We start from the raw sequence: 26,250 nt of genomic DNA, 5'->3' as shown, positions 1-26,250 counted from the left end.
TGGCAAGCCAGCTCCCACAGGGATTCAGGGTGTTGTTGAGGATTGTGCGAAGTCTTGCAATTGCGGGTAGAACAACGCGAAATCCTCACTCAGCGGCTCATACAAACGCCGCAACTCCTGCATCGCCATCGCCAGTTCCTCCGGCCGGGTCAGGCGCCGGGAGATCCCGCGCAGCACCTGCTCCAGCACTTCAAACGCCTGATACGAACCCAACCAGTCATTGGCAACCATGTGCGGTGCGATCTTCGCCAGGCGTTCGGGCAATTGCCGTTCATTCGACAGCACCCGGTACACGTCGCGGGTGAAATGCTCCAGCGGCTGATCGGCGTACAGCGTCCAGTCGCGGGCCAGGCAATGGTCGAAAAACACATCGAGGACAATCCCCGCGTAACGCCGCCGGGTCTCGGTGAAACGCCCGAGGGCGATGTCCACCAACGGATGGCGATCGGTGAACACATCAATCCGCCGATGCAGCTGAATCGCCGCTTCGATCTGCGGCGCAAATTGCCCTTGCAGGCGTCCTTTGACGAAATCGCCATACAGACTGCCGAGTAATTGCTCGGGGAGCTGGCCTCCGAGGTGTAAATGTGCGAGATAGTTCATGGGCGCAGCTTAGCACTGCGCGCTTTCATCGTTACAGCACACGTATCGTTATAACCCGATATACCGATTTATGCGGTCGTCAGATCAAATTCATATTGGTATATCGCGAAATACCGATTTAAAGTTCGCCTCATCGCGATATAGCGCTACACATCACGAGCACAAAGCCATGAACCTCGACCTCGACGAAATAATAAAAGCCCTGGCACACCCAGTACGGCGAGACATCCTTATCTGGCTGAAAGACCCCAAAGCCCAGTTTCCTGAGCAGATTCACAACCACGAGTACGGCATCTGTGCCGGGCAGATCGATCAACGCTGCGGCCTGTCGCAGTCGACCGTCTCCGCCCACCTGGCGACCCTGCAACGTGCAGGCCTGATCAGCAGCCAGAAAGCCGGCCAGTGGCACTTCTTCAAACGCAACGAGGACGTGATCCAGGCGTTCCTCGACGCCATCGTCAAAGAGCTCAGCGCTCCCACAAGGAATTGATTCAAATGCCCCTCTCGCTACTCATCCTGGCCTTGAGTGCCTTCGCCATCGGCACCACCGAGTTCGTCATCATGGGTTTGTTGCCCGATGTGGCGGCCGACCTCGGTGTGTCGATTCCCGGCGCCGGCTGGCTGGTGACCGGTTACGCCCTGGGCGTGGCCATCGGTGCGCCGTTCATGGCACTGGCCACCGCCAGACTGCCGCGCAAGGCCGCACTGGTAGCGCTGATGGGGATTTTCATCGTCGGTAACCTGCTGTGTGCCATCGCCAGTGACTACAACGTGCTGATGTTTGCCCGTGTCGTCACCGCGCTGTGCCACGGTGCGTTCTTCGGTATCGGTTCTGTGGTAGCTGCCGGGCTGGTCGCGCCAAACAAGCGCGCATCCGCGGTGGCGCTGATGTTCACCGGCCTGACCCTGGCCAACGTGCTCGGCGTGCCACTGGGCACGGCGCTGGGTCAGGAAGCCGGCTGGCGTTCGACCTTCTGGGCGGTGACCGTGATTGGTGTCGTGGCGCTGATCGGTCTGATCCGCTTCCTGCCGGCCAAACGTGACGAGGAAAAACTCGACATGCGCGCCGAACTCGCCGCCCTCAAAGGCGCCGGCATCTGGCTGTCGCTGAGCATGACCGCGCTGTTCGCCGCGTCGATGTTCACCCTCTTCACCTATGTCGCGCCGCTGCTCGGTGATGTCACCGGTGTCTCGCCAAAAGGCGTGACCTGGACCCTGCTGCTGATCGGCCTCGGTCTGACGGTGGGCAACATCATCGGCGGCAAGCTGGCGGACAAGCGTCTCGGCGCCACCCTGATCGGCGTGTTCGTGGCGATGGCGGTGGTTTCCACCGTGCTGAGCTGGACCAGCGTCGCGCTGATCCCGACGGAGATCACCCTGTTCCTCTGGGCCACCGCTTCGTTTGCCGCCGTCCCGGCGCTGCAAGTCAACGTGGTGACCTTCGGCAAGGCGGCCCCGAATCTGGTGTCGACCCTGAACATCGGCGCTTTCAACATCGGCAACGCCCTGGGCGCCTGGGTCGGCGGCAGCGTCATCGCCCACGGTTTCGGCCTGACCAGCGTGCCCCTGGCCGCCGCCGCGCTGGCCGTGCTCGCGCTGCTGGTGACCCTGATCACTTTCCGTCAGAACGGCGATGCCGGCCTGGCCCCTGCTACCCACTGATTAACCACTTCACTGACGAGGGTTGTACACATGGCAACTATTTTCGATCCGATCAAACTGGGCGACCTCGAGCTGTCCAACCGCATCATCATGGCTCCGCTGACCCGCTGCCGCGCCGACGAAGGCCGCGTGCCGAACGCGCTGATGGCTGAATACTACGTACAGCGCGCGTCGGCTGGACTGATCCTGTCCGAAGCCACCTCGGTCACCCCGATGGGCGTTGGCTACCCGGACACCCCGGGCATCTGGTCCAACGACCAGGTACGCGGCTGGACCAACGTGACCAAAGCCGTGCACGCTGCCGGCGGCAAGATCGTTCTGCAACTGTGGCACGTCGGCCGCATCTCGCACCCGTCGTACCTCAACGGTGAAGCTCCGGTCGCGCCGAGCGCCATCCAGCCCAAAGGTCACGTCAGTCTGGTGCGCCCACTGGCCGACTACCCGACCCCGCGCGCGCTGGAAACCGCTGAAATCGCCGAGATTGTCGACGCCTACCGTACCGGCGCCGAGAACGCCAAAGCCGCCGGTTTCGATGGCGTGGAAATCCACGGCGCCAACGGTTACCTGCTCGACCAGTTCCTGCAAAGCAGCACCAACCAGCGTACCGACAACTACGGCGGCTCTCTGGAGAACCGTGCGCGCCTGCTGCTGGAAGTGACTGACGCGGCGATCGACGTCTGGGGCGCCGGCCGTGTCGGCGTGCACCTGGCACCCCGCGCCGACTCCCACGACATGGGCGACGACAATCTGGCCGAGACTTTCACTTATGTGGCTCGCGAGCTGGGCAAGCGCGGCATCGCCTTCATCTGCTCCCGCGAGAAAGAAGGCGCCGACAGCCTCGGTCCACAGCTCAAAGAAGCTTTCGGCGGTGCGTACATCGCCAACGAGCGTTTCACCAAAGACAGCGCCAATGCGTGGCTGGCTGAAGGCAAGGCTGACGCCGTGGCGTTCGGCGTACCGTTCATTGCCAACCCGGACCTGCCGGCGCGCCTGAAGGCCGATGCCCCGCTGAACGATCCGCGCCCAGAGCTGTTCTACGGCAAGGGCCCGGTCGGTTACATCGACTACCCGACGCTGTAAACGTTATTCAGTACAAAGCAGCCGAAACGCAAAAGCCCCCGACTCGTGAGAGCCGGGGGCTTTTTCTTGGGCGTCCGGTACGGGGCAGCTAACATTCGTTCACAGGGACGACACAAAATCCCTACAAAATCCGTAGCTCGCTACGTTTAAACTCGCGGTTCGGGCGTCTGTAAAAGCAGGCCAATTGACATAACCTGTGTCAATTACGCATTTTGTTTCATTTGCGCAGGCTGGGGCTCAGGCGCAGCATATCCAACCCTGTATCGACCCAACGCTCGGCCTCGGCATGCAGCTCAAAGCTGTCCGGCGCCAATAGCCATCCATACAGGAGGCCATCGATATACGCATGAATGCTGATGGCCGCGCGGGCAGTGTCGAGATCTTCCGGCAACTGGCCGCGATTGACCGCATTACGCAGGGTCAGTCCGATGCGCAGATTGCAATCGAGACTGGCCGTGCGGCGCTGCTGGCGCAGATCGCACATTTCATCGGTGAATTCGCACTTGTGAAACAGAATCTCGTTAATGCGACGGGTCTTCGGATCCAGGGCAACCTGATGGAACAGATGGATCAACAGCTTGCGCATGCACCCCAGCGGATCGAGTTCATCCTCGCTCTCGCTGGCCTTGGCCAATTCATCCAGCGGTTCATGCAGGCTGTCGAGCATTGCCTGCACCAGATCGGCCTTGTTGCTGAAATGCCAATAAATGGCACCGCGCGTAACGCCGGCCATTGTCGCGATATCCGCCAGGGTCGTGCGGGCCACGCCCCTTTCATAAAACGCTTTCTCGGCCGCTTCGAGAATCTGGCTGCGCGTTTCCTGAGCTTCCTCTTTGGTACGACGGACCATGGCAGTAAAACCTCAAACAGGATGTTTCAGGGATGGCTGAATATCCGCTGAATAAAGAGGGGGCCGATTTCTCACGAATCGGCTCCCCGGCCTACAATTTCAAACCTTGCGACGCATTTTGTAACAGGGTGGGTACGACGCCAAGCTATTTACAAACAACCATGAACGTAAGTATATTCCTTAGCAAGCTACTTATCCACTCGACCCGATTTTTTTACCCTTCCACACTTCTTGTGCGCATTTTGCGCGCCTGACCCGAGGATCTTCATGCAATTCAAGCCAGCTGTTACCGCTCTGGTCACTGCCGTCGCCCTGGCATCGCTGCTCAGCGGATGTAAAAAGGAAGAAGCGGCCCCGGCCGCTCCGCCTCCTCAGGTCGGCGTCGTCACCCTGCAACCACAAGCGTTCACCCTCACGTCGGAACTGCCGGGGCGCACCAGTGCGTACCGCATCGCTGAAGTCCGGCCACAGGTCAACGGCATCATTCTCAAGCGCCTGTTCAAGGAAGGCGCCGACGTCAAAGCCGGTCAGCAGCTGTACCAGATCGATCCGGCAGTCTATGAAGCGACCTTGAAAAGCGCCGAAGCCAATCTGCGTTCGACCAAGTCGATCTCCGACCGCTACAAGCAACTGGTCGACGAGCAGGCCGTGAGCCGTCAGGAATACGACACCGCCGTGGCCAACCGCATGGAATCGGAAGCGTCGCTGCAAAGCGCGCAGATCAATGTGAAATACACCAAGGTCTACGCGCCGATCTCCGGTCGTATTGGCCGTTCTGCGGTGACCGAAGGTGCGCTGGTCAGCAATGGTCAGGCCGACGCGATGGCGACGATCCAGCAACTGGACCCGATCTATGTCGACGTCACCCAGTCCTCGGTTGAACTGCTGGAACTGCGCCGCGAGCTGGAAAGCGGTCGCCTGCAGAAGGCCGGCGACAACTCGGCAGCGGTCAAGCTGACCCTTGAGGACGGCAGCCAGTACAAACTCGACGGCAAACTGGAATTCTCCGAAGTGTCGGTTGATCCGACGACCGGTTCCGTGACCCTGCGCGCCGTGTTCCCGAACCCGGATCACACCCTGCTGCCCGGCATGTTCGTTCGCGCCCAGTTGCAGGCCGGCGTCAACGCCGCGGCCATTCTGGCGCCGCAACAAGGCGTGACCCGTGACCTCAAGGGCACCCCGACCGCACTGGTTGTCGGCCCGGACAACAAGGTCGAGCTGCGTCAGCTCAAGGCCAGCCGCACCGTCGGCAGCCAGTGGCTGATCGAAGATGGCCTGAAAGCCGGCGATCGTCTGATCACCGAAGGCCTGCAATATGTTCGCCCAGGTGCTCAGGTCAACCCGACCGAAGCGACCAACGTAGCCAAGAACCCGGCCCCCGCTCAAGCAGCTGACAAAGCCGCTGGCGGCAAAGGGGAGTAACTCATGTCGAAATTTTTTATCGACCGTCCGATTTTCGCCTGGGTAATTGCCCTGGTGATCATGTTGGTCGGGGCACTCTCGATCCTCAAATTGCCGATCAACCAATACCCGAGCATTGCGCCTCCTGCCATCGCGATCTCCGTGACCTACCCGGGTGCTTCGGCACAAACCGTGCAGGACACCGTGGTCCAGGTGATCGAGCAACAGCTCAACGGTATCGACAACCTGCGTTATGTGTCTTCGGAAAGTAACTCCGACGGCAGCATGACCATCACCGCGACCTTCGAGCAAGGCACCAACTCCGACACCGCGCAGGTTCAGGTTCAGAACAAGCTGAACCTGGCGACCCCGCTGCTGCCGCAGGAAGTGCAGCAACAGGGTATCCGCGTGACCAAGGCAGTGAAGAACTTCCTGCTGGTGATCGGCGTGGTATCGCGTGACGGCAGCATGACCAAGGACGACCTGTCCAACTACATCGTGTCGAACATGCAGGACCCGATCTCGCGGACTGCCGGTGTCGGTGACTTCCAGGTCTTCGGTGCCCAGTACGCGATGCGCATCTGGCTCGATCCGGCCAAGTTGAACAAGTACAACCTGACCCCGGCTGATGTCAGCAGCGCGATCTCGGCGCAGAACGTTCAGGTGTCTTCCGGTCAGCTCGGCGGCTTGCCGGCGCTGCCTGGCCAGCAACTGAACGCCACGATCATCGGCAAGACCCGTCTGCAGACTGCCGAGCAGTTCAAGGCGATTCTGCTGAAGGTCAACCAGGACGGTTCGCAAGTGCACATCGGCGATGTCGCCGACGTCGGCCTGGGTGGTGAAAACTCGACCATCTCGGCGCAGTTCAACGGCAAGCCGTCGTCCGGTCTGGCGGTCAAACTGGCCAACGGCGCCAACGCCCTCGACACCGCCAAGGCGCTGCGCAAGACGATTGACGAACTCAAGCCGTTCTTCCCGCAAGGCATGGAAGTGGTGTTCCCGTACGACACCACGCCAGTGGTGACCGAATCGATCAAGGGTGTGGTTGAAACCCTGGTCGAGGCGATCGCGCTGGTGTTCCTGGTGATGTTCCTGTTCCTGCAGAACTTCCGCGCCACCGTCATCACCACGATGACCGTGCCGGTGGTATTGCTCGGCACGTTCGGCATCCTCGCGGCTGCCGGTTTCAGCATCAACACCCTGACCATGTTCGGTATGGTATTGGCCATCGGCTTGCTGGTGGACGACGCCATCGTCGTGGTGGAAAACGTCGAGCGGGTGATGGCCGAAGAAGGCCTGTCACCGAAAGAAGCGACCAAGAAGTCCATGGGCCAGATCCAGGGCGCTCTGGTCGGTATCGCACTGGTACTGTCAGCAGTATTGCTGCCGATGGCGTTCTTCAGCGGTTCCACCGGTGTGATCTACCGTCAGTTCTCGATCACCATCGTCTCGGCCATGGCCCTGTCGGTGCTGGTTGCGCTGATCTTCACCCCGGCGCTCTGCGCGACCATGCTCAAGGCCATCCCGAAAGGCGAGCACGGCACGCCGAAAAAAGGCTTCTTCGGCTGGTTCAACCGCAACTTCGACCGCAGCGTGCGCAGCTACGAGCGCGGCGTCGGCAACATCCTGCAGCGCAAGGCGCCGTATCTGTTGGCCTACCTGTTGATCGTGGTCGGCATGATCTGGCTGTTCACCCGCATTCCGACTGCGTTCCTGCCGGAAGAAGACCAGGGCGTACTGTTCGCCCAAGTGCAAACCCCGGCGGGTTCCAGTGCCGAACGGACCCAGGTCGTGATCGACGAAATGCGTTCGTATCTGCTGGAGAAAGAAGCGGGAGCGGTGTCCTCGGTGTTCACCGTGAACGGCTTCAACTTCGCCGGTCGTGGGCAGAGCTCGGGTCTGGCGTTCATCATGCTCAAGCCGTGGCACGAGCGTGATTCGAGCAACAGCGTGTTTGCCCTGGCCCAGCGCGCCCAGCAGCACTTCTTCAGCTTCCGCGACGCGATGGTGTTTGCCTTCGCCCCGCCAGCGGTACTGGAGCTGGGTAACGCCACCGGTTTCGACGTGTTCCTGCAGGACCGCGCCGGTATCGGTCACGAAAAACTGATGGAAGCGCGTAACCAGTTCCTCGGCATGGCTGCACAGAGCAAGGTGCTCTACCAGGTGCGCCCGAACGGTCTGAACGATGAGCCGCAATACCACCTGGAAATCGACGATGCGAAGGCCCGCGCCCTGGGCGTGAGCATTTCCGACATCAACAGCACCCTGTCGATCTCCTTCGGTAGTAGCTACGTCAACGACTTCATCGACCGCGGTCGAGTGAAAAAGGTGTACGTGCAAGGTCAGGCTGGCGCTCGCATGAGCCCGGAAGACCTGAAGAAGTGGTACGTGCGCAACAGCGCCGGGACCATGGTGCCGTTCTCCGCATTCGCCAAGGGCGAGTGGATCTACGGTTCGCCGAAACTGGCGCGCTACAACGGTGTGGAAGCGATGGAGATCCTCGGTTCTCCGGCGCCGGGTTACTCCACCGGCGAAGCGATGGCCGAAGTCGAAGCGATTGCCAAGAAGCTGCCGGCCGGTGTCGGTATCTCCTGGACCGGTCTGTCCTATGAGGAACGGCTGTCCGGCTCGCAGGCGCCAGCGCTGTATGCCCTGTCGCTGCTGATGGTGTTCCTGTGTCTGGCGGCGCTGTACGAGAGCTGGTCGATTCCGATCGCCGTGATGCTCGTGGTACCGCTGGGGATCATCGGCGCGCTGATGGCCACCAGCCTGCGCGGGCTGTCCAACGACGTGTACTTCCAGGTGGGTCTGTTGACGACTATCGGTCTTGCGGCTAAAAACGCCATTCTGATCGTCGAGTTCGCCAAAGAGCTGCACGAGCAAGGACGCAGTCTGCGCGAGGCGGCGATCGAAGCATGCCGCATGCGTCTGCGACCGATCATCATGACCTCGCTGGCGTTCGTTCTCGGTGTAGTACCGTTGGCGATCTCCACGGGTGCAGGTTCGGGTAGCCAGCATGCGATCGGTACCGGCGTGATTGGCGGTATGCTCACGGCCACGATCCTGGCGGTCTTCTGGGTCCCACTGTTCTTCGTCACGGTTTCGTCCATGGGCCAGCGCAAAATCGCCGATCCGGACGAGACGACTGAAACTCCTAAAGAGGCTGGCCAATGAGCAAGTCGCTACTCTCCATCGCAGTCGCCGCCTTCGTGCTGAGCGGTTGCTCGCTGATCCCCGATTATCAGCAGCCTGAGGCTCCTGTCGCAGGTCAGTACCCGCAAGGGCCGGCCTATTCGCCGGCCCAGGCGCCGGCGCAAGCCGCTGCCGAGCAGGGCTGGAAGCAGTTTTTCCATGATCCGGCCCTGCAGCAGCTGATCCAGGTGGCACTGGAAAACAACCGCGACCTGCGTGTCGCGGCGCTGAACATCGACGCTTATGCGGCTCAATACCGCATCCAGCGAGCGGATCTGTTCCCGGCGGTTTCGGCCAATGCCAGCGGCAGTCGTCAGCGGGTTCCGGCCCGTGCGTCGCAGACCGGTGAAGCGAACATCAGCAGCTCCTACACCGCGACCGTCGGCATCAGCGCCTACGAACTCGACCTGTTCGGTCGGGTGCGCAGCCTGAGCGAACAAGCGCTGCAACAATACTTCGCCACCGAAGAAGCGCGTCGCAGCACCCAGATCAGTCTGGTGGCCAGTGTGGCCAACGCCTACATGACCTGGCAGGCCGACAAGGAACTGCTCAAGCTGACGCAAGACACCCTCGGTGCCTTCGAAGAAAGCTACAAGCTGACCAGCCGCAGCAACGAAGTCGGTGTGGCCTCGGCGCTGGACCTGGCGCAGTCGCGCACCTCGGTGGAAAACGCCCGGGCACAATTGGCCAAGTACACCCGTCAGGTGGCTCAGGACGAGAACAGCCTGACCCTGCTGCTCGGCACCGGCATCCCGGCCAATCTGCAAGCGGCCAAACCGCTGTCGGATGATCTGCTCAGCGACGTACCGGCCGGCCTGCCTTCGGATCTGCTGCAACGTCGTCCGGACATCCTGCAAGCCGAGTACAACCTGAAAGCGGCCAACGCCAACATCGGCGCCGCCCGTGCAGCGTTCTTCCCGAGCATCAGCCTGACCGCCAATGCGGGCAGCCTGAGCCCGGACCTGTCCGGTCTGTTCAAAGGTGGTTCGGGCACATGGCTGTTCCAGCCGCAGATCAACCTGCCGATCTTCAACGCCGGCAGCCTGCGCGCCAGCCTCGACTACGCCAAGATCCAGAAGGACATTGGCGTGGCGAACTACGAGAAGTCGATTCAGACCGCCTTCCAGGAAGTCGCCGACGGCCTGGCCGCACGCCAGACCTACACCGAGCAGTTGCAAGCGCAGCGTGACTTCGTCGCGGCCAACCAGGATTACTACCGCCTGGCCGAGCGTCGTTACCGCATCGGTGTCGACAGCAACCTGACCTTCCTCGACGCCCAGCGTCAGTTGTTCAGCGCGCAACAGGCACTGATCACCGACCGCCTCGCGCAGCTGACCAGTGCGGTCAACCTGTACAAGGCCCTTGGGGGTGGCTGGAATGCGCAGACCGCGCAGAACGAACCGCTGAAAGAAGAAGCACCGAAGATGAAGCTGTTCTGATCATCGGTTGAATACAAGGAGCCCACCGATTGGTGGGCTTTTTGTTGCCTCAGGAAAAGTTTAGGTGCCTGCACTGGCCCAATCGCTGGCAAGCCAGCTCCCACAGGTTTTCAGAGGTCCGCAAAATATGTGTTCACTGAAGATCCTTATGGGAGCTGGCTTGCCAGCGATGAGGCCTTCACAGGCACCCTGAAATCCAACTGAATCTTGCGTTCGATAATCGCCCAGAACCCGCTTTTACCAATTGAATCAAAACATCCGCCCCCCGCACCATTCGCTCCACAAAACCAATAACAACAGGTTCGACACCATGCTCCCGCGCCCTGTCCCGTCCGGCTGATCTCCGCCGCTTCATCCCTGATTCTGCAAGCTCGTGCCCGCCCCGAAAATGGCGGCAACGGCTCCGTTCGACCTAAAAAAATAACAAGAGACCCTGCGATGACTCATCCCACTGCGCCGTACGCCCTCCCCGGCCTGATCGCCCTGGCCCTGACCGGCGCCGCCCTGCCCGCCGCAGCCGAAGAAGCCGGTTTTATCGAGGGCGCCAGCGCCAACCTGAATCTGCGCAATTTCTACATCAACCGTAACTTCACCAACCCGACCAAGGCGCAGGGCAAGGCTGAAGAATGGACGCAGAACTTCATCCTCGACGCCAAATCCGGTTTCACCCAGGGCACCGTCGGTTTCGGCATGGACGTGCTCGGCCTGTATTCGGTAAAACTCGATGGCGGTAAAGGCACCGGCGGCACGCAACTGCTGCCGCTGGATCACGACGGGCGTCCGGCGGACAACTTCGGCCGCACTAACGTCGCGTTCAAGACCAAGCTGTCGCAGACCGAAATCAAGGTCGGCGAATGGATGCCAGTGCTGCCGATCCTGCGTTCGGACGACGGTCGTTCGCTGCCGCAAACCTTCCGTGGTGGCCAGATCACCTCGAAGGAGATCAACGGCCTGACCCTCTACGGCGGGCAGTTCCGCGCCAACAGCCCGCGCGACGACAGCAGCATGAGCGACATGTCGATGTTCGGCAAAGCGGCGTTCACCTCTGATCGCTTCAACTTTCAGGGCGGCGAGTACGTTTTCAACGAAAAACGCACGCAGATCGGCCTGTGGAACGCCGAACTCAAGGACATCTACAGCCAGCAATACCTCAACCTGACTCACAGCCAGCCACTCGGCGACTGGACGCTGGGCGCCAACCTGGGCTTCTTCTACGGCAAGGACGACGGCAGCGCCCGCGCCGGCGAACTCGAAAACAAGACCTGGTCGGGGATGTTCTCGGCCCGCTACGGCGGCAACACCTTCTACGTCGGCCTGCAAAAACTCACCGGCGACAGTGCCTGGATGCGCGTCAACGGCACCAGCGGCGGCACCCTGGCCAACGACAGTTACAACGCCAGCTACGACAACGCTCAGGAACGATCCTGGCAGGTGCGTCACGACTACAACTTTGCCGCCCTGGGCATCCCCGGCCTGACCCTGATGAACCGCTACATCAGCGGCGACAACGTGCACACCGGCACCATCACCGACGGCAAGGAATGGGGCCGCGAATCGGAACTGGGCTACACCGTACAAAGCGGTACCCTGCGCAACCTCAACGTGCGCTGGCGCAACTCGACCATGCGCCGCGACTTCAGCAACAACGAGTTCGACGAAAACCGCCTGATCATCAGCTATCCGATCAGCCTGCTCTGAACCCGCACGCCGGCGCTGCATGAGTGGCGCCGGCATCAACCACTGGTCAGCCCGGACTGGCGATTTGTCGAGGCGCAGATACAGTCAAAAGGGTGTGTAAATTCTCCAGCCAGTTGTAGGAGCCCTTAGTTTTCTTCCGTTATCTCCGGATGCTGTACGCGAAGCTGCCTTGGCCACGGAGGTCAGGTATGAGCAAGCGAATAGTTATCGTCGGTGGCGGTGTAGGTGGAACCATGCTGGCCAATCAACTGGTCGGCAAGCTGTATCCGGAAGTTCTACGCGGCGACGTCTCGATCACATTACTGTCCAGTTCCCCCGATCATTACTACAAACCTGCGTTCATGTATGTGGCGTTCAGCCAGTTCTTCGAAGAGGAACTCAAACGTCCGGAACGCTCACTGTTGCGCCCGGAAATCAGTTTCCACGTTGAAGAAGTCACCCGTTTCGACTTTTCCGGGCAGCAATTGCACACCCGAACCGGCAAACGCTTCGCCTATGATTTTCTGGTGATCGCCACCGGCTGCGTGCCGGCGCCGGAACGTATCGAGGGTCTGCAAGAAGCCGGCGACCACTTCTATCAATACCTTCCTGCCCGGCAACTGGCGCAACGCCTGAACACCATCGAAAAAGGCCGGATTTTCATTACCGTGTCCTTCCCGCAGACACCGAACGTCCCGCACCAATGCGGAATCGCGCCCGTGGAAACGACATTGATGCTGGATGATTTGTTGCGTCGCCGGGGCGTTCGCGAGCAAGTGGAAATCATCTACACCTACCCGACAGTTGCCCAGCTATTGCGCAATTGTCTGTTCTTGCAGCGTCCCACCGGTGAAATCCTGCCGAGCATTTTTGCCCAGAAAAACATTCAATTTCAGCGCGGCTTCACCCTGAGCCATGTGGATCCTGATGCAAAAATCGCCCACTCAGCCGAGGGCGACGCGCAACCCTTCGACATCCTGATGGCTACTCCGCCAATCCAGGTCGTCGAGGTCGTGCGCGAGTGCGGCATCTCACAAGCCGCCAATGATGAAGGATGGCTGCCGACCAATCACGAAACGCTGCAGGTCTACGGTCTGGAGAATGTCTACGTGATCGGCGACACCGTCGACCTGCCGGTCAGCAAGGCCGGCGGCGCCTGTCATAACCAGGCGCCGGTGATCGCCAACAACATCACGGCCCAGATCCGTCTTGGCGCACCCAACTCGGTATATGACGGTCGGGTACAGGCGGTAGCCCAAATGGGCCTGAATGCCGGGATGCCACTCTGGTACGACTACGCCCACGATGTATTGCCGACACCCCCGACCAAATTGGGCGGTCTGCTCAGAAACGGCTTCAATCGCGGTCTTTACTGGGCGGTGGCCCGGGGAATGCTTTGACCCTGCACAGGGAGGAGTGATTGCTCATGAACATGCCCGAGGAAATGTCAGCCACGCCCGGGTTCACTGCACTGATGGCGAAACTGCAGCCGTTAATCGATGGCGGACGCCTGGAGAATATTGTCGACCTGCTTTCCCTGGTTTCCGATATCGCCGATCTGCTCGACGCGGCCATGGTGGAAAAACTCGCGCAATTGTTCGAGAGCGGCACTGCCGCCACCTGGACAGTCAGTAATGCACTGCGCATGGCCAAAGCCGAAGTATCGGCACAGTCAGCGGCGCCGGGCACTCTGGCGTTGCTCAAACTGCTGAATGAAGAGGACACACGCAAAGGCGTGGCCGTTGTCCTGAAAACCCTCAACGTCATTGGACGACAACTGTAATCCGCCAGAGAGGACCTCCTCATGAGCGCCAAACTCGAAACGGCAGGGAACGCCTGCACCCACTGGGACGCCAAGGCGTACCAGCAGTTTTCCCGTCTCAGGCAACGCCCGGTCAACGAATTGCTCGACCGTATCGATCTGCACGACCCCAAACACATTTATGACCTGGGCTGCGGCACCGGCATTGCCACGCAGTTGCTGGCCGAGCGCTGGCCGCGAGCGCAGTTGCTGGGCGTCGACAGCTCACGGCAGATGCTGGATCAGACCCGAAGTCTGCCGATCAACGCCCAATGGCAAGAGTGCGACTTGCTCGACTGGCACCCCGAGCAACCCGCCGACCTGCTGCTCGCGGCGGCGGTGCTGCATTTCATTGGCGATCATCAACAACGGCTGCCGCGCCTGCTCGGTCATCTCAAGCCCGGTGGCTGTCTGGCAGCACACATGCCGGACTGGCGCGATGCCTTGTGGTATCGACTGATGCTCGACACCCTCGACGATGCCGGACCGGGACACACCCCCATCGGCACACCGCAATTGCGCCAGCGAATGGCCGCGCGGCCGTTGTTGGCATTGGAGGATTACTATCGCTTGCTGGCGCCGCTGACCACTTCGCTGGACATCTGGGAAACCGAGCAACTGCAAGTGGTAGACGGCAAGTCGCCGGTGTACGACTGGGTCAAGGTCTCGGCGTTGCGGCCAGTGATGCAGGCGCTGACGTCACAGGAGCAGGCGCGGTTTATCTACCACTTCCTGATGCGCGTGCATGAGTATTATCCGCCGGAGAAAAACGGGCAGACGCTGTTTCCGTTCAAGCGGATTTTCATTGTGGCCAGGGTTTGAAGATCAACAGATCGCAGCCTGCGGCAGCTCCTACTTTGGAATGCACTCCCCTGTAGGAGCTGCCGGAGGCTGCGATCTTTTGATTCTAATGTTTATTTCCGAGACTCAATCCCAAGCTCATCCCACACCGACTCCGCCAGATGGAACGTCGCATTGGCCGCCGGAATCCCGCAATAAATCGCGCTCTGCATGATCACTTCCTTGATCTCGCTCCGGCTCACACCGTTGTTGGCCGCCGCACGCAGATGCAATTTCAGCTCGGCCTCGCGGTTCATCCCGATCAGCATGGCGATGGTGATCAGGCTGCGGGTATGCCGCGGCAGGCCCGGGCGGGTCCAGATGTCGCCCCAGGCGTGACGGGTGATCATCTCCTGAAATTCCGAGTTGAACTCGGTCAGCGTGGTCAGGCTGCGATCGACATGCGCATCGCCCAGCACCGCACGGCGTACTTGCATGCCATCGTCATAACGTTGTTTCTCGTCCACAAAAACTTCCTCACTGAGCGTTCAGAAACGCCAACACACGATCACTGAATGCGGCACCGGCCTGCACGTTGGACAGGTGCGCGGCATGGAACTCGGCGTACTCGGCGCCGCGCACATGCTCTTGAATGAAATGCCCGCCAGACGGTGGCGTCACCGCATCTTCGGTGCCGGCAATCACCAGCAGCGGCAGGTTGATCGACGCCAGCTGCTCGCGGAAATCGGCGTCGCGCACCGCCGCGCAATTGGCCGCATAACCTTCAGGCGAAGTGGCCGCGAGCATGTCGGTGATCTTCTTCGCTGCAGCCGGATTGGCCGCGGAAAAGTCCGGGGTGAACCAACGGGCAATCGACGCATCACGCAGGGCGACCATCGCCGCCGGGCCATCACGCAGCACGGTGTCAATGCGTGGATTCCACACCGACGGATCGCCAATCTTCGCCGCGGTGTTGCACACGATCAGTTTGTGCAGACGGTGGCCGGCATTGATCCCCAGCCACTGACCGATCAACCCGCCCATCGACAGTCCGCAGAAATGTGCGCGCTCGATGTGCAGCGCATCGAGCAAGCCGAGCACATCGTGGCCCAATTGCTCGATGCTGTACGGCCCCGGCGTCACCAGGGATTGACCGTGACCACGGGTGTCGAAACGCAGCACCCTGAAGTGCTCGGTGAACGCCGGCATCTGCGCGTCCCACATGTGCAGGTTGGTGCCCAGCGAATTGGACAGCACCAGCACCGGCGCATCGACCGGGCCTTCAATAACGTAATGCAGTTCGCCATCGGCGAGTTGAACGAAAGCCACAGCCCTCTCCTTTCAGACAGACAATGCGTTGTGTTCGGCCACCGCGCGCTCGACCCAGGTTTGCGCCTGGCCGAGGTAATGCGCGGGGTCGAGCAGATGATCCAGTTCGGTGCTGCTCAGTTCGGCGGTCACTTGCGGCTCGTCGCCAAGTACCGCACGCAGGTGGCGCTGTTCGGCCACCGCGCGTTTGCAACATTGTTCGAGCAGGTGATGCGCAGTGTCGCGGCCGACCCGCTGCGCGAGGACGATGCTCACCGCTTCGGCCAGCACCAGCCCTTGGGTCAATTGGAGATTGCGCGCCATGCGCTCGGCATCGACCTCCAGACCATCGGCCAGCAAGCGCGCCTGTTGCAGCGCACCGGACACCAGGCAGCAGATCTCCGGCAGGGTTTCCCATTCGGCATGCCACAGACCGAGGCTGCGTTCGTGCTCCTGGGGCATGGCGCTGAACAGCGTCGAGACCAGCCCCGGCACCCGCGTCGCTGCGCCGATCAACACCGCCGCACCCACCGGATTGCGCTTGTGCGGCATGGTCGACGAACCGCCCTTGCCCGGCGCCGACGGCTCGAACACTTCCGCCGCTTCGGTCTGCATCAACAGACTGACGTCGCGCCCCAATTTGCCGAGGCTGCCGGCGATCAAACCAAGCACCGCGCCGAACTCAACGATGCGATCACGCTGGGTGTGCCACGGTTGTTCAGGCAAGGCCAATTGCAGCTCTTCGGCCAGCGCCTGCGCGATCGGCAGCGCTTGCTCGCCGAGCGCCGCGAGGGTGCCGGAAGCACCGCCGAATTGCAGCACCAGCAGCCGCGGCTTGAGTTCGCGCAGACGCTGACGGCTGCGGGTTACCGCGCCGATCCAACCGGCAATCTTCATCCCGAGGGTCACGGGCGTGGCGTGCTGCAGCCAGGTGCGCCCGGCCAGTGGCGTCGTCGCATGACGTTTGGCTTGGGTGGAGAGCGAATCGGCGAGCGCTGCCAGATCGCTTTCAATCAGCTCCAGCGCCTGCCGCAATTGCAGGACCAGCCCGGAATCCATCACGTCCTGACTGGTAGCGCCCAGATGCACATAGCGCTCGGCCTCGGCGCTGCGCGCGGCGATCTGCTTGCCCAACGCCTTGACCAGTGGAATCGCCGAGTTGCCGGCCGTGGCAATCGCCTCGCCCAGCGCCGCGAAGTCATACAGACCGGCATTGCAAGCGGCGGCAATCGGCGCCACGGCAGACGCCGGAATCACCCCGACCCGCGCCTCGGCCCGGGCCAGCGCCGCTTCGAAATCGAGCATGGCCTGCACCCGGCCCTGATCGCAGAACACCTCGCGCATGTCGCGGGCCGTGAAGTAGGCATCGAACAATTGATTGCCCGGTCGCTGAGTCATAAACAGTCCTTGCCGGCGCGGGCCAATGCGGCCCGCGCACATCGGTTTACAGATCGTGGTGCAAGTACGCCGCCTGTTTCGGCAGGCGCAGGCTGAACAGGAACGCCACCGCCATCATCACCGTGACGTACCAGTAGAACGCGTTTTCCATGCCCCCGGCTTTCAGGCTCAGGGCCACGTACTCGGCCGAACCGCCGAAGATCGCATTCGCCACCGCATAGGCCAGACCGACGCCAAGGGCGCGGACTTCCGGCGGGAACATTTCGGCTTTCACCAGGCCGCTGATCGAGGTGTAGAAACTGACGATCGCCAGCGCCACGGTGATCAGCACAAAAGCCAGAATCGGGCTGCTGATGCTTTTCAGGCTCAACAGGATCGGCACGGTGAACAACGTACCGAGCGCGCCGAACCAGAGCATCGAATTACGTCGGCCGATCTTGTCGGCAAGCATGCCGAACAGCGGCTGCATGCACATATACAGGAACAGCGCGCCGGTCATGATGTAACTGGCGGTCTTGGCGTGCATGCCGGCGGTGTTCACCAGGTACTTCTGCATGTACGTGGTGAAGGTGTAGAAAATCAGCGAGCCACCGGCGGTGTAACCCAGCACGGTGATGAACGCGGCTTTGTGATCACGGAACAGCGCGCGGATGCTGCCGGCGTCCTTGTTCTCGCGCATTTCCTTGCTGGTGGTTTCTTTCAGGGAGCGACGCAGGAACAGTGAAATTACCGCCGCCACCGCACCGACCACAAACGGAATCCGCCAGCCGTAGGCACGCAGTTCATCTTCACTGAGGAACTGTTGCAGGATCACCACCAACGACACCGCCAGCAGTTGGCCGCCGATCAGGGTCACGTACTGGAACGAGGCGAAAAAGCCGCGCTGGCCCTTGAGCGCGACTTCACTCATGTAGGTCGCGGTGGTGCCGTACTCGCCACCCACCGACAGGCCTTGCAGCAGACGCGCGAACAGCAACAGCAGCGGTGCCCAGACGCCGATGCTGGCGTAAGTCGGCAGGCAGGCGATGAGCAACGAGCCGAAGCACATCATCAGCACCGAAATCATCATCGAGGTCTTGCGGCCCTTCTTGTCCGCCAGCCGCCCGAAGATCCAGCCGCCAATCGGGCGCATCAAGAACCCGGCAGCGAACACCCCGGCCGTATTGACCAGTTGCACCGTCGGGTTGTCGGAGGGGAAAAACGCCGGGGCGAAATAGATCGCGCAGAAGGCATAAACGTAGAAGTCGAACCATTCGACCAGGTTGCCGGACGAGGCACCGACAATCGCAAAGATACGCTTGCTGCGCTCCTCGCCGGTGTAATGAGCGGTGGTAGTTGTCATTGTTTTTTACTCTGAAGGGACAGGTGAGAGTCTAGACACACTTCGCAACAGTCCCGTTCCACAGATACATCCACTAGGCATTACACAGCCCCTCTTCTGAAAGAGGGCTTTTGTGGCGAGGGGATTCATCCCCGATCGAGTGCGCAGCACTCGCAAATCCGGCAGACGCGGTGTGTCAGTTTCACCGTGAACTCCGGTCTTGGGGCTGCCTCGCAGCCCATCGGGGATAAATCCCCTCACCACAAACTCACTCCAATGGAATGAGGTGCGATCAATAATCGAAGAACACCGTCTCCGCCTCAGTGCCCTGCAAAATCACATTCCACTGATACACACCCGCCGCATCCGGCTTCGCCAGCAACGTGGCGCGTCGCTCGGCCGGCACACATTCGAGCAGCGGATCATTGACGTTCGCCGGCTCACCTTCGAAGTAGATGCGCGTCAGCAAGTGCTTGACCAAGCCACGGGCAAACACCAGCACCACCAGATGCGGCGCCTGGGTCGTGCCCTTCAGGCCCTCGACCGTGCCTGGTTTGATCGTGGTGAAACGGAAGCGCCCTTCGGCGTCCACCGGCACCCGGCCAAAACCTTCGAAGTGCGGATCCAGCGGTTTGTCCTGCTCGTCTTCCGGGTGCGCGTACTTGCCTGCGGCGTTGGCCTGCCAGACTTCGAGCATCGCGTCGTTGACCACATCGCCGTTGCCGTCAACGACTTGGCCGGTGATCGCCACGCGCTCGCCGAGGGTTTGTTCGACCGCGAGGTTTTCGCGATTCAGCCAGGTCAGGCCGATGTGGTAGTACGGCCCGACGGTGTGGGACGTGGTGGCAGTCAGCGTCATCTTATTTCTCCATCGGCGTGGCGTCGCGGCCGCGCAAGACGATGTCCCAGCGATAGCCGAGGGCGTAGGACGGAATGGTTTTTTCCAGATCGAAAGCGGCGATCAGACGTTCCTTGGCCGAAGTGTCCGGCACGCAGTTGTAGATCGGGTCGTAGGCCAGCAGCGGGTCGCCGGGGAAGTACATCTGCGTCACCAGACGGGTGAGGATGCTCGGCCCGAACAGCGAGAAATGGATGTGCGCCGGACGCCACGCGTTGTGGTGGTTGCCCCACGGATAGGCGCCGGGCTTGATGGTCTGGAACTGATACCAACCGTCGGCATCGGTCACAGTTCGGCCAGTGCCGGTGAAGTTCGGGTCCAGCGGCGCGTCGTGCAGGTCGCGCTTGTGGTTGTAGCGACCGGCGGCGTTGGCCTGCCAGATCTCCACCAGAATCCCCGGTACCGGCAAACCGTTTTCGTCGAGCACACGGCCGTGAATGATGATGCGCTCGCCCAACGGCTCGCCGTCGTGTTGGGCGGTCAGGTCGTTGTCCTTGTCGGCGACACGTTCGGCACCGATAGTCGGGCCGGTGATCTCCGACAACGAATGCGGCAGAAACACCAACGGCTTGGACGGCGAGCGCAGGTTGGTGGATTGATACGTCGGGTGCAGATATTCAGGCTGGGTGCCTTCCTGCGGACGACGGTAGCCAGGCTTGTCAGTCATTTCGCTTTCCTCTGTTCTTATCAGTCGACGCGCTGCGTCAGACGCGTTCGATGGCCAGGGCCAGACCCTGCCCGACGCCGACGCACATGGTCGCCAGACCTTTCTTGCCGCCGGTCTTTTCCAGCTGATGCAGCGCAGTCAGCACCAGTCGCGCGCCGCTCATGCCCAACGGATGGCCCAAGGCAATCGCGCCACCGTTCGGGTTGACCTGCGGCGCATCATCCGCCAGACCCAATTCACGCAGCACCGCCAGGCCCTGGCTGGCGAAGGCTTCGTTGAGTTCGATCACATCGAAATCGCTGACCGCCACGCCGAGGCGCTCGATCAGTTTGCGCACCGCTGGTACCGGGCCAATGCCCATCACCCGAGGTGCGACTCCGGCGCTGGCCATCCCGAGTACTTTGGCGCGGGCGGTCAGGCCGTGTTGCTTCACCGCTTCGGCAGACGCGAGAATCAGCGCAGCAGCACCGTCGTTGACGCCGGACGCGTTGCCAGCGGTAACCGTCTTGTCCGGGCCGTTGACCGGCTTCAATTTGGCCAACGCTTCAAGCGTGGTGTCGGCGCGCGGATGTTCGTCCTGGCTGACCACAGTTTCGCCCTTCTTGTGGGCGATCCGCACTTCGACGATTTCTTCGGCAAAGTAGCCCGCCGATTCTGCAGCAGCCGTGCGTTGCTGACTGCGCAGGGCGAACGCGTCCTGGTCGGCGCGCGACACCTTATAGTCGTCGGCGACGTTGTCGGCGGTCTGCGGCATCGCATCGACGCCGTACTGGGCTTTCATCAGCGGGTTGATGAAACGCCAGCCGATGGTGGTGTCTTCCAGCTTCATGTTGCGCGAGAACGCTGCGTCCGCCTTGCCCATCACGAACGGCGCACGGGACATCGACTCGACGCCGCCGGCAATCGCCAGCTCCATCTCGCCGCTGGCAATGGCGCGGAACGCAGTGCCAATCGCGTCCATGCCCGAGGCACAGAGACGGTTGAGGGTCACGCCCGGCACGCTCTCCGGCAGACCGGCCAGCAACAGCGCCATGCGCGCCACGTTACGGTTGTCTTCGCCGGCCTGGTTGGCGCAGCCGAGGAACACTTCATCGATTGCATTCCAGTCCACCGACGGATTGCGTTCCATCAGCGCCTTGATCGGCACAGCGGCCAAATCGTCGGCACGGACGGCGGCCAGTCCACCGCCGAAGCGGCCGATGGGCGTACGAATCGCATCGCAGATATACACGTCACGCATCATGCTTCTCCCGGTGCCTGGCCGTGGGCGGCGGCGGTGCGCGCTTCGAGATCGCGCAGCGCGGTCAGTTCGGTCTCGGTCGGTGCCGCCGTGGTTTCCACGTTGTCGGCAAAGCGAATGGCCCAACCGGTGGCGGCGACCACTTGTTCACGGGTCACGCCCGGATGCAGGGCGGTGACCACGAATTCGTGGGTGCCCGCTTCCGGCTCCATGATGCACAGGTCGGTGATGATCCCGACCGGACCGGCCCCCGGCAGGCCCAGACGCTTGCGCGAATCGCCGCCCTCGCCGTGACCGACCGAGGTAATGAAATCGAGCTTGTCGACGAACGAACGCGCCGACTGCTTGAGGATGATCAACACGCTCTTCGCCGAACCGGCGATTTCCGGCGCGCCACCGGCACCCGGCAGGCGTACTTTCGGTGCGTGATAGTCGCCGACCACGGTGGTGTTGATGTTGCCGAAACGGTCGACCTGCGCGGCGCCGAGAAAACCGACGTCGATGCGCCCGCCCTGCAGCCAGTAGCGAAAAATCTCACCGGTCGGCACGACGGTGTCGGCGGTTTCCGCCAGTTCACCATCACCGATCGACAGCGGCAGCACGCTTGGCTTGGCGCCAATCGGGCCCGATTCATAGATCAGCACCACGTCCGGCGACGACGTCAGGCGCGCGAGGTTGGCGGCTTTCGACGGCAGGCCGATGCCGACGAAGCACACCGAGCCGTTCTTCAGGCGACGGGCCGCAGCGACGGTCATCATTTCATTGGTGGTGTAAGTCATTACTTGGCCTCCGAAGCAGCGGCCAACTTGGCCTGGAACGCGCTGAAGTCAGCGCAGCCATGGATGTATTCGTTGATCCACGCGGTAAACGTCTCACGGTCACGGGCGATCGGATCCCACGCCTGATAGAAACGATTGTCGCGTTCGGTGTAACCATGGGCGTAGGACGGATGCGCGCCGCCGGGTACATGGCAGACCGCGCTCAAGGCCCAGGTTGGCAGCACGCAGGCGTTCATCGGCGCGTTGAGGTTGTCGACGATTTCTTCAACCGTGACGATGCAGCGCTTGGCTGCCAGCGCGGCTTCTTTCTGCACCCCGAGAATGCCCCACAACAGCACGTTGCCTTGGCGGTCGGCTTTCTGCGCGTGGATCACGGTCACGTCCGGACGCACCGACGGCACCGCGGCCAGCACTTCACCGGTGAACGGGCAGGTCACGGATTTGATCAGCGGATTGACCTTCGGCAGGTCGGAACCGGCGTAGGCCCGCAGCACGGCGAACGGCAAGCCGGAAGCGCCGGCAACGTAGGCGTTGGCCAGGTCGGCGTGGCTGTGTTCTTCGATTTCCAGGGCATGCGGCCATTGCTTCTCGACTGCATCGCGCAGGCGGTGCAGCGAACCCACACCGGGGTTGCCGCCCCAGGAAAAGATCAGCTTGCGTGCACAACCGGCACCGATCAGTTGGTCGTAGATCAGGTCAGGCGTCATCCGCACCAGGGTCAGATCTTTCTTGCCCTGACGAATGATTTCATGACCCGCCGCCGTAGGGATCAGGTGAGTGAAGCCTTCGAGCGCGACGGTGTCGCCGTCGTTGACGAATTGCTTCACCGCGTCGTGCAGCGAAAGGATCTCAGCCATGGAGCAGGCTCCCGTTTTTGTAGTGAATCGCCAGTGAGAAAAAGGCGCGAGGTTCAGCGCCGGAGTCACTGCAGATTAAGCCGCTGAAAATCGCCAAACAATCCGATAATCGACTGAGTGTTCGTTTATCGAACGGATTGTTATCACCCTATCGTTCCGTGTTGACCGCCAAAAGATCGCAGCCTGCGGCAGCTCCTACAGGGTTACGCGTTCACATGTAGGAGCTGCCGAAGGCTGCGATCTTTTCGCTTTACATCGAAATATCAGGTCGCATCCGCATGACTGACCACACCTTTGATCACCACCGCCGTGGTCGCCAACGCCGCCGGAATCACCAACGCCGTCAGCACCTGTTCGAAGTTCCAGCCCAGCCCCAGCAACGTCGCGCCCATCCACGCCCCGAGAATCGCGCCAAAGCGGCCAATCCCGAGCATCCACGACACTCCGGTCGCGCGTCCCTGCGTCGGATAAAACCGCGCAGCCAGCGAAGGCATCGCCGATTGCGCACCGTTGACGCACATCCCCGCCACCAGCACCAGGGTCGCCAGCAATGTGATATTGCCCAGGCTCTGCCCCACCGCGTAGGCAAACACCCCAGCCAGCAGGTAGAACGTGCCGATGACCTTGTGCGGATTGAAGCGGTCCATCGCCCAGCCGACAGCGACCGCGCTCAACACCCCGCCGAACTGGAACAGCGCGCCGATAAACGCCGCCTGCTCCATGCTCGCGCCGCTGTCACGCATCAGGGTCGGCAGCCAACTGGTCAGCAGATAGACGATGACCAGGCCCATGAAGTAGGTCAGCCACAGCAACAAAGTGCCGACACTGTAAGTGCCGGAGAAAATCACCGCGAAGACGTTGCGCGCCTTGACGGTTTTCTGCTCCGGAACGCTGAAACTCGAGGCTTGGGCCACGGCGACCGGATCGATTGGCGACAGGGTCTTGCGCACTTTGTCGGTGCCGCGATTGCGCACCACCAGATAACGCGCCGACTCAGGCAGCCAGAACAGCAGCACCACCGCGAGGATCAGCGGCAGGATCCCGCCGATCAGCAGCAGGCTGTGCCAGCCGAACGCCGGGATCAATTTGGCGGAGATGAAACCGCCGCCGGCCATGCCGAGGTTGAAGCCGCAGAACATGCTGGTCACCAGCAATGACTTTTTGCGCTCCGGGGTGTATTCCGAGAGCAGCGTGGTGGCGTTGGGCATGCCGGCGCCCAGGCCGAGACCGGTCAGAAAACGTAGCACCAGCAATTGCTCGACGTTGGTGCTGTAGGCCGAGGCCAGGCTGAAAGCGCCGAACAGCAGCACCGCGCCGACCAGTACCACTTTGCGCCCGAAACGGTCCGCCAGAGGGCCCGAACCCAGAGCGCCAAAGACCATGCCGATCAACGCGGCACTCATCACCGGGCCGAGGCTGGCGCGGTCGATGCCCCAATCCTGAGACAGCGCAGGGGCAATAAAGCCCATCGCCGCTGTGTCGAGGCCATCGAGAAACACAATCAGGAAACACAGGATCACCACCCGCCACTGATAGCGCGAGATCGGTTGGGCATTGATGAAGGTCTGCACGTCGAGGCAGTTACCTACAGCGGACTGAGGCTGGTTCATTATTTTTATTCCACGCAAAAAACGCAGTCGAACGGCGGCCGGCCAGAGAGCGGCACGGTCACAAGAATAGAAGGTCGGGATCAGGCGTTGCGGTGAATCCGGCAACAGGGAACGGAGCTGAGACAGTCGGGGAGCATGCGCATGGTGAGTTGCCTCTTGTCATTATTATGGGAGTCGACAATCCGGCAGGTTCATTCATATCGGCGCCGGATGACGCTGCCGCGACATTAATGATCCGAGGGTTTTAGCGTCAATTCGATAAACGCAACACTGTGCGTTTATCGAACAGCTTCATCAGGCGAACAGTTGTGCGCTGAGGTCGCGGCTGGCGCTGAGCAGGCCCGGCAGGAAGCGTTGTTCCAGCTCGGTGCGGCTGACGCGGCCGGCGTGGGTACTGACGTTGAGCGCGGCCACCACTTGGCCCGATGCATCGTAGACCGGCACCGCAATCGAGCGCAGGCCCTGCTCCAGCTCCTGATCGACGATGCACCAGCCCTGTTGCCGCACTTCCTGCAGGCATGCGAGCAGACTTTCCGGGGTATGCAGGGTGCGGCTGGTCTTGGCCACCAGTTCGGCATGGTCGAGGTATTCGCGCAGCGAGGTGTCGTCCAGTGCCGCCAACAGGATGCGGCCCATGGATGTGCAGTAGGCTGGCAGGCGTCCACCCACTGACAAATCCACCGAAATCAGGCGTTGTGTGGTCGCTGAACGGGCGATGTACAGAATGTCGTCACCTTCGAGCGTGGCCATGTTGCAGGCTTCGTGCAGTTGCTCGCTCATGCGGTCGAGGTACGGCTGGGCCGAGACCGCCAACGGCGTCGACGACAGATATGCGTGGCCGAGGGTCAACACTTTGGGCAACAACGAGTACGTGCGGCCATCGGTGGTGGCGTAACCCAGTTTGATCAAGGTGTGCAGACAACGGCGCACGGCGGCGCGGGGAATTTCCGTGCGATGGCTGATCTGGGCGATGGTCAGGTGCCGCTTGCGCTCCTGGAACGCCTGCACCACTGCCAGGCCACGGGCCAGCGAGGTCATGAAATCCGGATCGCCGGTAAGCGCCTGGATACGCTTGGCTGGCGACGCGACGATCGGCGGCGCCACGGAGGTGAAGGAGTTGCGCATTTGATCGTTCATTTCTTGTCCTTTTTTGCGGCGCGGATCAATGGCTATACAAGCGGCTCGCCGGCAAATGCACAAGGACCGGGACGCCAAGATTGGGCGATTATCGAACCGTCGACCGATTATCGCAATCCGCGGCACAGGCTCTTCATGGTTTGCCTGATCGACCATGGAGCGGGTTAATCCAACTTTCCATCGTGCGTTAGTTGTTCGACTTAATGGCGTCAGAAACACAACACTGAGCGCATAAAGGTTTCAGCGGATTTCAACTAGCGATAAAAATTGTCAGTCACAAAAACAATCACACATCCGGAACCGTTTTTAATTTGGCAAAGATAGTCAATCCCGAATCGACCGCTATAATGCCTCTCAGTGGGGCCGGTTTTATTCACCGAAGCCGCCACCTGCCGAAGCGATGCCAATCGCCGACAGCTCCGGCCAGCGCTGACGCGCATGACTCATGCAACGACAGCGCCCGCTGAAACAGGCAACTGATGCTGCGTCAGTTTTAATCTGGTGTCGTAGCCGCCTGCAACATGGAAGTCTTGACCGCCCTGCCGATAAC

24 protein-coding genes are annotated in these 26,250 nt (G+C 61.3%); 11 read left to right on the top strand and 13 right to left on the bottom strand.

Translation table 11 applies throughout. The features are described from left to right. Positions 1-24: 24 nt before the first annotated feature. Positions 25-603 carry an acyl carrier protein phosphodiesterase gene (locus ACYZUM_RS02930; RefSeq protein WP_108181914.1) on the bottom strand — a complete coding sequence of 193 codons (579 nt, stop codon included), beginning with the start codon at positions 601-603 and terminating at the stop codon, positions 25-27. 169 nt (positions 604-772) lie between these two features. Between ACYZUM_RS02930 and ACYZUM_RS02925 the strand changes: the two genes are divergently transcribed. The 3 genes from ACYZUM_RS02925 to ACYZUM_RS02915 are packed head-to-tail and all read left to right on the top strand — an operon-like array spanning position 773 to position 3,345. Continuing rightward, on the top strand, positions 773-1,093 hold the full coding sequence (locus ACYZUM_RS02925; RefSeq protein WP_003222436.1) for an ArsR/SmtB family transcription factor: 321 nt from the start codon (positions 773-775) through the stop codon (positions 1,091-1,093). Positions 1,094-1,098: 5 nt separating this feature from the next. Beyond that, positions 1,099-2,265, top strand: coding sequence for an MFS transporter (locus ACYZUM_RS02920; protein WP_003222434.1), 1,167 nt, complete (start codon positions 1,099-1,101; stop codon positions 2,263-2,265). 30 nt (positions 2,266-2,295) lie between these two features. Then, positions 2,296-3,345: an alkene reductase gene (locus ACYZUM_RS02915; protein ID WP_108181913.1), complete on the top strand. Its 1,050-nt coding sequence runs from the start codon at positions 2,296-2,298 to the stop codon at positions 3,343-3,345. Between the two features lie 217 nt (positions 3,346-3,562). On the opposite strand, the gene emhR is transcribed toward ACYZUM_RS02915, so the two are convergent. Continuing rightward, positions 3,563-4,195 (bottom strand): efflux system transcriptional repressor EmhR, encoded by a 633-nt coding sequence (gene emhR, locus ACYZUM_RS02910; protein ID WP_008080104.1) that lies wholly within the window; start codon positions 4,193-4,195, stop codon positions 3,563-3,565. Positions 4,196-4,462: 267 nt separating this feature from the next. On the opposite strand from emhR, the gene emhA reads away from it, so the two are divergent. The 7 genes from emhA to ACYZUM_RS02875 all read left to right on the top strand — a co-directional run bounded on the left by emhA (position 4,463) and on the right by ACYZUM_RS02875 (position 14,527). Continuing rightward, a complete protein-coding gene (gene emhA / locus ACYZUM_RS02905; RefSeq protein ID WP_041070493.1) occupies positions 4,463-5,617 on the top strand; it encodes an efflux RND transporter periplasmic adaptor subunit EmhA in 1,155 nt (384 codons plus the stop codon). A 3-nt stretch (positions 5,618-5,620) separates the two neighbouring features. After that, on the top strand, positions 5,621-8,770 hold the full coding sequence (gene emhB, locus ACYZUM_RS02900; RefSeq protein WP_473061233.1) for an efflux RND transporter permease subunit EmhB: 3,150 nt from the start codon (positions 5,621-5,623) through the stop codon (positions 8,768-8,770). Next, a complete protein-coding gene (emhC, locus tag ACYZUM_RS02895; protein ID WP_108181911.1) occupies positions 8,767-10,227 on the top strand; it encodes an efflux RND transporter outer membrane subunit EmhC in 1,461 nt (486 codons plus the stop codon). Before emhB ends, emhC begins: the two co-directional genes overlap by 4 nt. A 438-nt stretch (positions 10,228-10,665) precedes the next feature. Then, positions 10,666-11,925, top strand: a complete 1,260-nt coding sequence (locus ACYZUM_RS02890; RefSeq protein ID WP_108181910.1) for an OprD family porin — start codon at positions 10,666-10,668, stop codon at positions 11,923-11,925. Between the two features lie 188 nt (positions 11,926-12,113). Further along, positions 12,114-13,304, top strand: coding sequence for an NAD(P)/FAD-dependent oxidoreductase (locus tag ACYZUM_RS02885; RefSeq protein WP_108181909.1), 1,191 nt, complete (start codon positions 12,114-12,116; stop codon positions 13,302-13,304). A 26-nt stretch (positions 13,305-13,330) separates the two neighbouring features. Continuing rightward, positions 13,331-13,687, top strand: a complete 357-nt coding sequence (locus tag ACYZUM_RS02880; protein ID WP_108181908.1) for a DUF1641 domain-containing protein — start codon at positions 13,331-13,333, stop codon at positions 13,685-13,687. A 21-nt stretch (positions 13,688-13,708) separates the two neighbouring features. Then, complete coding sequence (locus ACYZUM_RS02875; RefSeq protein WP_473061232.1) at positions 13,709-14,527, top strand: methyltransferase domain-containing protein; 819 nt, start codon at positions 13,709-13,711, stop codon at positions 14,525-14,527. A gap of 92 nt (positions 14,528-14,619) precedes the next feature. Here ACYZUM_RS02875 and pcaC read toward each other — a convergent pair whose 3' ends face one another. The 11 genes from pcaC to pcaR form a co-directional block, all read right to left on the bottom strand. Further along, complete coding sequence (pcaC, locus tag ACYZUM_RS02870) at positions 14,620-15,012, bottom strand: 4-carboxymuconolactone decarboxylase (RefSeq protein WP_108181906.1); 393 nt, start codon at positions 15,010-15,012, stop codon at positions 14,620-14,622. Between the two features lie 10 nt (positions 15,013-15,022). Continuing rightward, positions 15,023-15,814: a 3-oxoadipate enol-lactonase gene (gene pcaD, locus ACYZUM_RS02865; protein ID WP_108181905.1), complete on the bottom strand. Its 792-nt coding sequence runs from the start codon at positions 15,812-15,814 to the stop codon at positions 15,023-15,025. A 12-nt stretch (positions 15,815-15,826) separates the two neighbouring features. Beyond that, positions 15,827-17,191, bottom strand: coding sequence for a 3-carboxy-cis,cis-muconate cycloisomerase (locus ACYZUM_RS02860; protein WP_108181904.1), 1,365 nt, complete (start codon positions 17,189-17,191; stop codon positions 15,827-15,829). A gap of 46 nt (positions 17,192-17,237) precedes the next feature. Next, positions 17,238-18,533, bottom strand: coding sequence for an MFS family transporter (locus ACYZUM_RS02855; protein WP_041070509.1), 1,296 nt, complete (start codon positions 18,531-18,533; stop codon positions 17,238-17,240). Positions 18,534-18,804: 271 nt separating this feature from the next. Further along, on the bottom strand, positions 18,805-19,371 hold the full coding sequence (gene pcaG / locus ACYZUM_RS02850; protein ID WP_047292153.1) for a protocatechuate 3,4-dioxygenase subunit alpha: 567 nt from the start codon (positions 19,369-19,371) through the stop codon (positions 18,805-18,807). A 1-nt stretch (position 19,372) separates the two neighbouring features. Then, positions 19,373-20,077: a protocatechuate 3,4-dioxygenase subunit beta gene (gene pcaH / locus ACYZUM_RS02845; RefSeq protein ID WP_041070512.1), complete on the bottom strand. Its 705-nt coding sequence runs from the start codon at positions 20,075-20,077 to the stop codon at positions 19,373-19,375. Between the two features lie 37 nt (positions 20,078-20,114). Continuing rightward, positions 20,115-21,320, bottom strand: a complete 1,206-nt coding sequence (pcaF, locus tag ACYZUM_RS02840) for a 3-oxoadipyl-CoA thiolase (RefSeq protein WP_473061231.1) — start codon at positions 21,318-21,320, stop codon at positions 20,115-20,117. Continuing rightward, positions 21,317-22,096, bottom strand: a complete 780-nt coding sequence (locus tag ACYZUM_RS02835; RefSeq protein ID WP_095667332.1) for a CoA-transferase subunit beta — start codon at positions 22,094-22,096, stop codon at positions 21,317-21,319. The genes pcaF and ACYZUM_RS02835 overlap by 4 nt, the downstream gene beginning before the upstream one ends. Continuing rightward, the gene (locus tag ACYZUM_RS02830; RefSeq protein WP_041070518.1) at positions 22,096-22,953 is read right to left on the bottom strand and encodes a CoA transferase subunit A; all 858 of its coding nucleotides are present in this window, start codon (positions 22,951-22,953) and stop codon (positions 22,096-22,098) included. The genes ACYZUM_RS02835 and ACYZUM_RS02830 overlap by 1 nt, the downstream gene beginning before the upstream one ends. A gap of 263 nt (positions 22,954-23,216) precedes the next feature. Further along, entirely contained in the window at positions 23,217-24,563 is a 1,347-nt protein-coding gene (pcaK, locus tag ACYZUM_RS02825) for a 4-hydroxybenzoate transporter PcaK (protein WP_086792080.1), read from the bottom strand. Between the two features lie 294 nt (positions 24,564-24,857). Continuing rightward, positions 24,858-25,700, bottom strand: a complete 843-nt coding sequence (gene pcaR, locus ACYZUM_RS02820) for a pca regulon transcriptional regulator PcaR (protein WP_041070522.1) — start codon at positions 25,698-25,700, stop codon at positions 24,858-24,860. Between pcaR and ACYZUM_RS02815 the strand changes: the two genes are divergently transcribed. Then, positions 25,689-25,868 carry a hypothetical protein gene (locus tag ACYZUM_RS02815; RefSeq protein ID WP_142579987.1) on the top strand — a complete coding sequence of 60 codons (180 nt, stop codon included), beginning with the start codon at positions 25,689-25,691 and terminating at the stop codon, positions 25,866-25,868. The genes pcaR and ACYZUM_RS02815 overlap by 12 nt on opposite strands. Positions 25,869-26,250: the final 382 nt, after the last annotated feature.

Source organism: Pseudomonas sp. m6p, assembly GCF_055760375.1.
This window is presented reverse-complemented; position numbering and strand designations above follow the sequence as displayed.

Excerpts from the sequence above, each read along its gene's own strand:
- ACYZUM_RS02930 (WP_108181914.1), bottom strand. The coding sequence starts at position 603 with ATGAACTATCTCGCACATTTACACCTCGGAGGCCAGCTCCCCGAGCAA.
- ACYZUM_RS02925 (WP_003222436.1), top strand. The coding sequence starts at position 773 with ATGAACCTCGACCTCGACGAAATAATAAAAGCCCTGGCACACCCAGTA.
- ACYZUM_RS02920 (WP_003222434.1), top strand. The coding sequence starts at position 1,099 with ATGCCCCTCTCGCTACTCATCCTGGCCTTGAGTGCCTTCGCCATCGGC.
- ACYZUM_RS02915 (WP_108181913.1), top strand. The coding sequence starts at position 2,296 with ATGGCAACTATTTTCGATCCGATCAAACTGGGCGACCTCGAGCTGTCC.
- emhR (WP_008080104.1), bottom strand. The coding sequence starts at position 4,195 with ATGGTCCGTCGTACCAAAGAGGAAGCTCAGGAAACGCGCAGCCAGATT.
- emhA (WP_041070493.1), top strand. The coding sequence starts at position 4,463 with ATGCAATTCAAGCCAGCTGTTACCGCTCTGGTCACTGCCGTCGCCCTG.
- emhB (WP_473061233.1), top strand. The coding sequence starts at position 5,621 with ATGTCGAAATTTTTTATCGACCGTCCGATTTTCGCCTGGGTAATTGCC.
- emhC (WP_108181911.1), top strand. The coding sequence starts at position 8,767 with ATGAGCAAGTCGCTACTCTCCATCGCAGTCGCCGCCTTCGTGCTGAGC.
- ACYZUM_RS02890 (WP_108181910.1), top strand. The coding sequence starts at position 10,666 with ATGACTCATCCCACTGCGCCGTACGCCCTCCCCGGCCTGATCGCCCTG.
- ACYZUM_RS02885 (WP_108181909.1), top strand. The coding sequence starts at position 12,114 with ATGAGCAAGCGAATAGTTATCGTCGGTGGCGGTGTAGGTGGAACCATG.
- ACYZUM_RS02880 (WP_108181908.1), top strand. The coding sequence starts at position 13,331 with ATGAACATGCCCGAGGAAATGTCAGCCACGCCCGGGTTCACTGCACTG.
- ACYZUM_RS02875 (WP_473061232.1), top strand. The coding sequence starts at position 13,709 with ATGAGCGCCAAACTCGAAACGGCAGGGAACGCCTGCACCCACTGGGAC.
- ACYZUM_RS02860 (WP_108181904.1), bottom strand. The coding sequence starts at position 17,191 with ATGACTCAGCGACCGGGCAATCAATTGTTCGATGCCTACTTCACGGCC.
- ACYZUM_RS02855 (WP_041070509.1), bottom strand. The coding sequence starts at position 18,533 with ATGACAACTACCACCGCTCATTACACCGGCGAGGAGCGCAGCAAGCGT.
- pcaG (WP_047292153.1), bottom strand. The coding sequence starts at position 19,371 with ATGACGCTGACTGCCACCACGTCCCACACCGTCGGGCCGTACTACCAC.
- pcaH (WP_041070512.1), bottom strand. The coding sequence starts at position 20,077 with ATGACTGACAAGCCTGGCTACCGTCGTCCGCAGGAAGGCACCCAGCCT.
- pcaF (WP_473061231.1), bottom strand. The coding sequence starts at position 21,320 with ATGATGCGTGACGTGTATATCTGCGATGCGATTCGTACGCCCATCGGC.
- ACYZUM_RS02835 (WP_095667332.1), bottom strand. The coding sequence starts at position 22,096 with ATGACTTACACCACCAATGAAATGATGACCGTCGCTGCGGCCCGTCGC.
- ACYZUM_RS02830 (WP_041070518.1), bottom strand. The coding sequence starts at position 22,953 with ATGGCTGAGATCCTTTCGCTGCACGACGCGGTGAAGCAATTCGTCAAC.
- pcaK (WP_086792080.1), bottom strand. The coding sequence starts at position 24,563 with ATGAACCAGCCTCAGTCCGCTGTAGGTAACTGCCTCGACGTGCAGACC.
- pcaR (WP_041070522.1), bottom strand. The coding sequence starts at position 25,700 with ATGAACGATCAAATGCGCAACTCCTTCACCTCCGTGGCGCCGCCGATC.